Genomic DNA, 7456 nt, shown 5'->3' with positions numbered 1-7456 from the left:
CCCAGCCACTGCATCCGTATACGGCGGCATTGTTGTCGGCGATTCCGAAGCCTACTCCGCATCGGCGACAAGAGCGGATCGTCCTGCAAGGGGATGTACCATCTCCGGCCAATCCGCCGTCAGGTTGTCGTTTTCATCCTCGTTGTCCAATGGCGCAGGAGAGATGCAGCAAGGAGATTCCTGAGCTGATTGAGGTTGGGCAGGATCGGCAGGTCGCGTGTCATTTCCCTTTAGCATAGAGAGAAAGAGCCACCCATCATGGGTGGCTTCTTCTATTCTCAAAATAACTCGATAACGGTAATACTGACATTGGCTGTTTGGGGAGGGAACGGTTCTGCAAAAAAGACTGTTCCGATGATTGCCGCCACGAGGTTAAGGACACTGGGTGCCCCGACAGGAGTCACCCAGAATAAATGGAAGCTTTTCCCCTTCTGAGTTAATGACATGTCCCTAACGCCAGCTCTTCTATAGCAATAGTGGACCATAACAAATTAATCGCGTCGTCACGCGTGATTGTTATGGTCGGAGTAATATTCGGCAAATTTGCTTGTGACACGGTTATCCCTCCTGAAAATCATAAATAGAACTCGTCCCACTGTTCAAATGTGTTCGCGTTGTTATATAAATAATTTTTCCTAAATATCCACATAAAGGTAGATAAAGCTAAATTCGTTTTGGTACATATAAATCAGTGTTGCCGGATTGTATAGGAATGGGGGATATCTCCGCTGTGGCTATATTCGGCTATGAACGGGAGGGATGCGTGGTGCAACATAAAGGGAAATGGATGATCACCATTGCGATGGCAGTATGTCTGATTGTGGTCTTTGGTTTTGGCAATCAACAAACAATGGCGACTGCGCCAACCACAAAGCCAGTGATAAATGTTTTGGGCAGCGATCCAGTCAATATCAATTCAGATCGAAGCTTTGTCACCGTTCAAGGAGAGTGGATTTTTTATAACAACGATGGCTTATACAAAATCAAAAAGGATGGAAGCTCCCTTCAAAAGTTGAGCAGTGATTGGGCCGATAATTTGAATGTTGTAGGTGACTGGATTTACTATACGCGCAATAAGCCTTTTAAAGAAATCTATCAGATTGAGATGCCCGCTTACGATATCAGTGGTACGTATGAAGATGTGACGGAGCTCATGAAAATCAAGACAGACGGCAGTTCGAAAACAGTCATCAAAAGTGGAAGTCTTGCGGAAGGGGATCCCAATAACGTATATAGATTGTACGTAGTGGGAGATATCATCTACTACGCAGATGGTTATGGTCCTTTGTACAGGATGGACACGAACGGCAAAAATCAAAAGAAGCTGCTTGATCAGTTTGAGGAAGTATATTTCTATCAAGATTGGATTTTTTACACCAATGAGAGTCGTCGATGTTTATAAAATAGGATTGAAGGATGGGAAGACTGCTCTAGTCAAGAAAGGGTTGCCACCAGCAGAGAATCCGATCATGATAAAAAAGATGTATTCAAAGTGAAAATGGTCGAAAACAAAGTGGAAAAGGTAACCCAAAAGGCGAAGTAAGGATAAGAGCCACCCCAGACGGGTGGCTCTATTGTTATATGCTAATTCCTCGGGGCATGAAGCTGACTTCTTTTTCTCTCCCACTTCTTGTACATGAGCACGGAGCCAAACATGAATATAGAAGCGATGAGCGCACTCACGGGCAGCATGACTACCATTTCGTCCGGAAAGACAAAAGGAAGAAGTGGAAAAGCGTATGCAGCTGGGACACGCATGCCGACGATGCGTAATAAAACAAGCATCAAAAGCATGTCGAGCAGCGTGACGATCACCCACGAATCAATTGCAAAGTAGAGCAATGTACCGACTGTTGCCGATATGGTTAACACCAGTCCGAGCTTGAAGGCCATCTTGCCGTTAAACATTGGCTTGTGAAGCGATTCATATACAACGACAAGAATGGGCGGAATAACGGCCATTTGTGGGTAACCAGCTATCCAACATAAACCAATCCACACGAATATCAAAATCAGGAACACGAGCATATACTGATACGGTATCTTCACTTTTTTCTCAAGACCGTCATTCCATTTGAAGGCGAGAACGCCAAGCATGATGATGAAGGAAAGCATGACGACGGAGATCATAAAAGACCATTCAACTGCATTCGTGACCAGAGGTAATAAGCCAGTGGCAAGGGATGGTCCAAAATTCGATTGGATGATTCGTAAAAAGAGCATCATGAGTACGAGTGTGATGCTGACTTTTCCAAGGTACGGCAAGTCTACTTGATTTATCGCAAATCCGATTGCAGCCGTAATAGACGGAGCTACAAAAATTTTAGAGGGCTGTCTGATCCATCCCGGTTCTCGGTATACCCATATGCCAATCGCCATCGCTGCTATTTCTGGTAGAATAACTTCGGAATCATCGAGTATGACGGAAGCCGCTACCATGAGCAAGATAAGCGCTATGGCAATAATATAGGAAAGAATGGTTTCATTCTTCGCTATCACTGAGTTCATCCTGACTAACTCCTTTTCATTTTGTTTATCTTTTATTATTGCAAGGATTGTGAAAGCTGATTGTGCCAATGGGAGCAACATTGTCTGTAACAAAACCGTCACTAACAGTGGAAAAGCAGCACCCAGAAGAGGGTCTAAACAAAATCAAAACGGCATAAGGTAAGGGGTATTACCAAGACAGATGAAGGTCAAGATGAGCATTTCGTGTTTGATAGCGGTGAAAAATGGGCAGACCAATAAGGGAGCATTACGTTACGAATTACACCTAGTATACCGATAGGGGGAACGTGCAATTGTTGAGTTCATTTAAACCATTGAAGAGAATTGAAGAAAACAGCAAGATTGTACAGCAGACGATACAGTACATAGGTAATCAAAAAGTCAGTACGATTACGATAGAAACGCCTAAAAAACTACCTAAATGTAGGTAGTTTTTTCCTATTTGTAGAATCTCAATATAATGTTAAAATAATGTAAAATCTTACCAGAAGGAGAGGTTTACAGGTGCTAAAGAAACTCGTGCAGAGCCATGTGAAAATTGTTTTTTCTGTTCTTGGCATCTTGTTCGTTCTGGTCTCATGGCTCATATTTGAAATTTTAAAAGGTTTGCTGCCAGATTTGATAGCAGTCATACATAAGTGGATGTTTCAACCGATCGAATGGCTGTTTATCCTAGCGCCACCAAATGAGGAAAACAAACTAGCTTCATTAGCCTCTGTTCTAGGCTTGTCTATCTTGTATTCTGCTATTTTGGCAGGAATGGTATTCATCGTCTTGTTCATTTGCAACAAGATTAGAGGGAACGAAATCGAGTTTCAGATGGAAGTGAAATATTGTGAGAAAGAATTGGCCAATGCGATTTACAGCTTGGATGGCAGCGGTCAATCAACTGCTATTATTAATGCGAATGCGATCATGTTTATGAAGGCATTTGAAATGGAAGTAAAGACGATTTATGGATTGAAACCGGACGAGCTATGCTGTTATTGGATCGTACCTACGAATAATGACAAGCAGTTTGAAGTGTTTTACTTAACAGAGTTGAAAGATTTTGACACAGTACGTACGCTATTACTGTCTTCCATGCTTCAAGAGGATTGCAGAATTGCCGATAAACAAGTAAAGGGACGTATTCAAAATACGGATATTGAACAATTTGCAATTGTAAAAAATTTCGGTAAGTTCAGGCTTGGATTCGCGGTCGCTGTTTACAAGAATGACACATTTACTCCCGAAAATATGCAGGAGTTCGAGCGGTTGACTACGTATATGTTATTATTAGGATTTGTTACCAAGTTTGTGAATAAGGTCAAAACCTTAAAGAGAGCTAGTTAGGAGTGGGATACGATGAAATTAGCTGAGTTCTTCGCGAAAAGAGGCAACGAAACTGCTGTTTACTCGAAAAATCTCTCTTCCAAGAAGAAGATTCCCAACAGCAAATTTACTCCTGGCTTCGCTAGCTTAAAACAGATTGTAGATGAACATAGTCCGAATGAGCGACATGATAATAAAGTGGTTGGAGGAAAATGACACTGCCTGTTTGGCAGTGTTATTTTTTTGTTTCGGGATACTTGGGATAGAGGAAAAGCCACCTGCTGAGGGTGGCTTTAGTTTTGGGAGATCTCTACACTGTGTTTGCTCTTCCTGTGTGACCATATCAGGACAGGGACCAGCAACAGTGATAAAGCGCCTCCGGCAAGTGAAAGTGTTGCGTAGCTGGCATTGGCGACGACCATACCTGACAGGGCTCCACCGGATGCACCAGCTAAGGCAATCAATACATCAACCGTTCCCTGCATTTTCGCACGAGTGGCGGGCTGCGTTGCATCCACGATGAGCGCTGTACCGCTAATTAATCCAAAATTCCAGCCCAGTCCGAGTAGCACAAGAGCGGTGATGAGTAGCGGCATCGAATCGGCTGGCGCTAAAGCAGCAGTTATGCTGGCTGCAAGCAGTATGACACCTGAAGCATATGCCATTGTGGAGCGACCGATCTTGTCAACGAGTACACCCGTCAAGAGCGAGGGGAGGTACATCGCACCGATATGAAAACCGATGACGATGCCTACCTCAGACAGACCATGTCCGTGGTGCTTCATATGTACAGGCGTCATCGTCATAATAGCAACCATGACGATCTGCGTCAAAATCATGACGGTGGCTCCCACGATGATTCCCCGGTTGTTGCTTGCAAGCTGATTCTCATTTAGACAGGACGGCGAGCTCTGATCCACCTGTTGCGCTTCGGCGATTGCTTTCGAAACGATGAACGGGTCCGGTCGAAGCAATACCCAAAATACGAGACCAGCGAGGATAAAGGCTGCGGCACCCAAGATAAAAGGGCCAGCCAGTGCGGGGACACCGATGGATGTAGCGAATCGTCCCATGACTTCCACCAGGTTTGGTCCTGCAACGGCCCCGAAGGTAGTGGAGACCATGGCGATACTTACAGCAGTTGCTCGTTGTTTAGGCTTTGCCAAGTCTGTGCCTGCATAGCGGGCCTGCAGGTTAGTGGCGGTGCCAGCCCCGTACAGAATTAAGGAAGCAAATAGAAGGACAACACTGTTTGCGACGGCTGCGATAACCACCCCAATTGCTCCAATACCTCCGGCTAAGAAGCCACTAGCGAGACCCAAACGGCGTCCAAAGCGTTGAGAGAGTCGACCAACCAGCAATGCAGCAACAGCAGAGCCAAGCGTGAGCAATGCGGAAGGGATGCCCGCGAGACTTTCCGAACCGAGCATATCTTGAGCGAGGAGAGCCCCTACGGTGACACCTGCTGCAAGTCCTGCACCGCCGAAAATTTGTGAGATGACTACAATCCAGAGCGTTCGTTTGTATAGTCTTTGCTGTTTATCTGGGGAGTCAATGTAGCTTTGTAAATCCTCGGGTTTGAGTGACATCTGAACCACCTTTCTATGTAAGGGAAGCTTTCGTTAAGTTATGAAATTTCAGTCATCCATTTGGGTGAAAATGACTGGGGAATTTGCATTCAGTATAGTATTGACGACGGTTTAACACAAGGATAATACGGCTTAAAAAACACTTTTCAAATACAAAAACACCGGACATGTTCTATCCGGTTAGAGTGTAGAAAAAGTCCCCTTCCGTAAAAAGGGGACTTTTCATACGGTTTTAGACGACATCATCATCTGTATACCGTGGCACATCGGTGTTCAATACCTTCAGATCCAGATGACTTATGCGCTCAGGATCGGAGATTAAGTCGACTTCGGTAATCTTTCCGTGACTCATTGTAAATTTGAGTACATAGAGCAATCTTCCTTGAGGAGCCACAATGATTCCTACTGTTCCGTTAACGAGGGCTAGTTGTGCAGCTTTCTGTGCACGGCCCGAAACTTGTTTCGCTAGCGAAACCGCTCCTCGCGTTACTCTTGAAGAGCCTGCTTGACGATCGTCACGAAGAATAACGTGCGGATCGAGCGCAGCTACGAGAGTATCGAAATCGCCAGCATGCGCTGCAGCAAGAAAAGCTTGAACGACGTCGCGTTGGAGAGCATGGTCGACTTCCTGCATTGCTTTCGCCCCGCGAATCCGGTGGCGTGCCCTGCTCGCAAGTTGTCTTGTAGCGACCTCTGACTTACCTAAAATAGGCGCAATCTCATTGTAGGGCATGGCGAAAACATCGTGCAGCACAAACGTGATGCGTTCCGCAGGGTTCAAATTACCAAGAACGACTAGCAGTGCAATACCGACCGAATCAGCCAATATGGCTTCTTGTTCGGGGTCAATAATATTCTCTTGGCTTGTGAAAGCATCGGGCAATTGAGTTTCTATTGATTCTTCGCGCCTAGATTTTCGCGAGCGTAACATGTCGAGACAAACCCGTGAAACAACGGTGGTCAACCATCCTCCCATGTTCTCAATGCTGCTTGCATCCACTCGACTAAGACGTAACCAAGACTCCTGTACTGCATCCTCCGCTTCGTTCAATGATCCAAGCATTCGATAAGCGACTGCCTGAAGGTGCTTTCGGTGTGATTCGAATATATTTGCCAACCAAACCTGTTCGCTCATCATTTAAACTCCCTCGCACAAAAATAAAAAAGCCTATATAAATTCTGACGGATGAAATCTTACCAATGTGACAAATACCGGTCATTTAATTTTGTCACAAGTTCCGGGGGGCGATCCGTCAACATAGTAAGGAGCCGAAATCGGTTCTAAGCAAAATGAGAGGAGTGCTTCACATGCAATCATAACGTTTCTACCAGACAGATCGTAACCGTTTCTGCGAGCAAATTATTGAAAGTGGGTACTACATTATGGCAACAGTATTATATATTACGGCAAATCCACACGATCATGAAAAGTCATACAGCATGTTAGTAGGTAAAGAATTTGTACAGACCTATCGATCTGCAAATCCAAATGATGAAGTTATTCATCTTGATCTGTATAAAATGGATATACCGCAACTTGATCTCGATGTTTTTAGTGGTTGGGGCAAACTGAAAGCTGGTATTGCATTTGATCAATTGACCGAAGCGGAGATAAGGAAACTCAGCCGTATGGATGAGTTGGTAGACCAATTTGTTGCCGCAGATAAATATATATTTGTTACTCCGATTTGGAATTATTCGTACCCACCGGTTATGAAGTCATACATTGACTCCATTTGCATAGCGGGTAAGACTTTCAAATATTTACCGGATGTCGGCCGAGTTGGCTTGCTGAGTGATAAAAAAGCCGTTCATATTCAAGCTAGCGGAAGTTTCTTGTCACCAGGCTCAGATGATGCAGACTTAGAAATGGGTCATCGCCACCTGAAGGCTATTATGGAATTCGTTGGAGTTCCTACTTTTGAGGCGATATTTGTGGAGGGCATGGCCGCGAAACCCGAGCAAGAGCCTGCGATAAAAGAAAAGGCGATGCAACAAGCGCGCGAGATTGCCATGAAATTCTGACGATTGCCCCCTTTTCGGAG

General features: G+C 44.8%; 8 protein-coding genes. 5 read left to right on the top strand and 3 right to left on the bottom strand.

Features of this window, described 5'->3' with window-relative positions:
- A partial coding sequence (locus PMI05_RS30090) for an oligopeptide/dipeptide ABC transporter ATP-binding protein (RefSeq protein ID WP_007723983.1) occupies positions 1 to 239 on the top strand: 239 nt, incomplete at its 5' end.
- Positions 240 to 766: 527 nt separating this feature from the next.
- Positions 767 to 1402 (top strand): DUF5050 domain-containing protein, encoded by a 636-nt coding sequence (locus PMI05_RS16750; RefSeq protein WP_238543314.1) that lies wholly within the window; start codon positions 767 to 769, stop codon positions 1400 to 1402.
- Positions 1403 to 1584: 182 nt separating this feature from the next.
- Here the strand turns inward: PMI05_RS16750 and PMI05_RS16745 are convergent, their stop codons facing one another.
- The gene (locus PMI05_RS16745; protein WP_007723979.1) at positions 1585 to 2508 is read right to left on the bottom strand and encodes a hypothetical protein; all 924 of its coding nucleotides are present in this window, start codon (positions 2506 to 2508) and stop codon (positions 1585 to 1587) included.
- A gap of 504 nt (positions 2509 to 3012) precedes the next feature.
- Here PMI05_RS16745 and PMI05_RS16740 point away from each other — a divergent pair.
- Together PMI05_RS16740 and PMI05_RS16735 are read left to right on the top strand one after the other, a co-directional pair.
- Positions 3013 to 3843 (top strand): hypothetical protein, encoded by an 831-nt coding sequence (locus tag PMI05_RS16740; RefSeq protein WP_007723977.1) that lies wholly within the window; start codon positions 3013 to 3015, stop codon positions 3841 to 3843.
- Between the two features lie 12 nt (positions 3844 to 3855).
- A complete protein-coding gene (locus PMI05_RS16735; RefSeq protein ID WP_007723975.1) occupies positions 3856 to 4038 on the top strand; it encodes a hypothetical protein in 183 nt (60 codons plus the stop codon).
- Positions 4039 to 4115: 77 nt separating this feature from the next.
- Here PMI05_RS16735 and PMI05_RS16730 read toward each other — a convergent pair whose 3' ends face one another.
- Together PMI05_RS16730 and PMI05_RS16725 are read right to left on the bottom strand one after the other, a co-directional pair.
- Complete coding sequence (locus tag PMI05_RS16730; RefSeq protein WP_007723974.1) at positions 4116 to 5411, bottom strand: MFS transporter; 1296 nt, start codon at positions 5409 to 5411, stop codon at positions 4116 to 4118.
- Positions 5412 to 5643: 232 nt separating this feature from the next.
- Positions 5644 to 6546, bottom strand: a complete 903-nt coding sequence (locus PMI05_RS16725) for a sigma-70 family RNA polymerase sigma factor (RefSeq protein WP_052006437.1) — start codon at positions 6544 to 6546, stop codon at positions 5644 to 5646.
- Between the two features lie 248 nt (positions 6547 to 6794).
- Between PMI05_RS16725 and PMI05_RS16720 the strand changes: the two genes are divergently transcribed.
- Complete coding sequence (locus PMI05_RS16720) at positions 6795 to 7436, top strand: NAD(P)H-dependent oxidoreductase (RefSeq protein WP_007723972.1); 642 nt, start codon at positions 6795 to 6797, stop codon at positions 7434 to 7436.
- Positions 7437 to 7456 lie beyond the last annotated feature (20 nt).

It is taken from the genome of Brevibacillus sp. BC25, assembly GCF_000282075.1.
GTDB lineage: Bacteria > Bacillota > Bacilli > Brevibacillales > Brevibacillaceae > Brevibacillus.
Note: the sequence above shows the minus strand (reverse complement) of the source record. Positions and strands in the feature narration are given on the sequence as shown.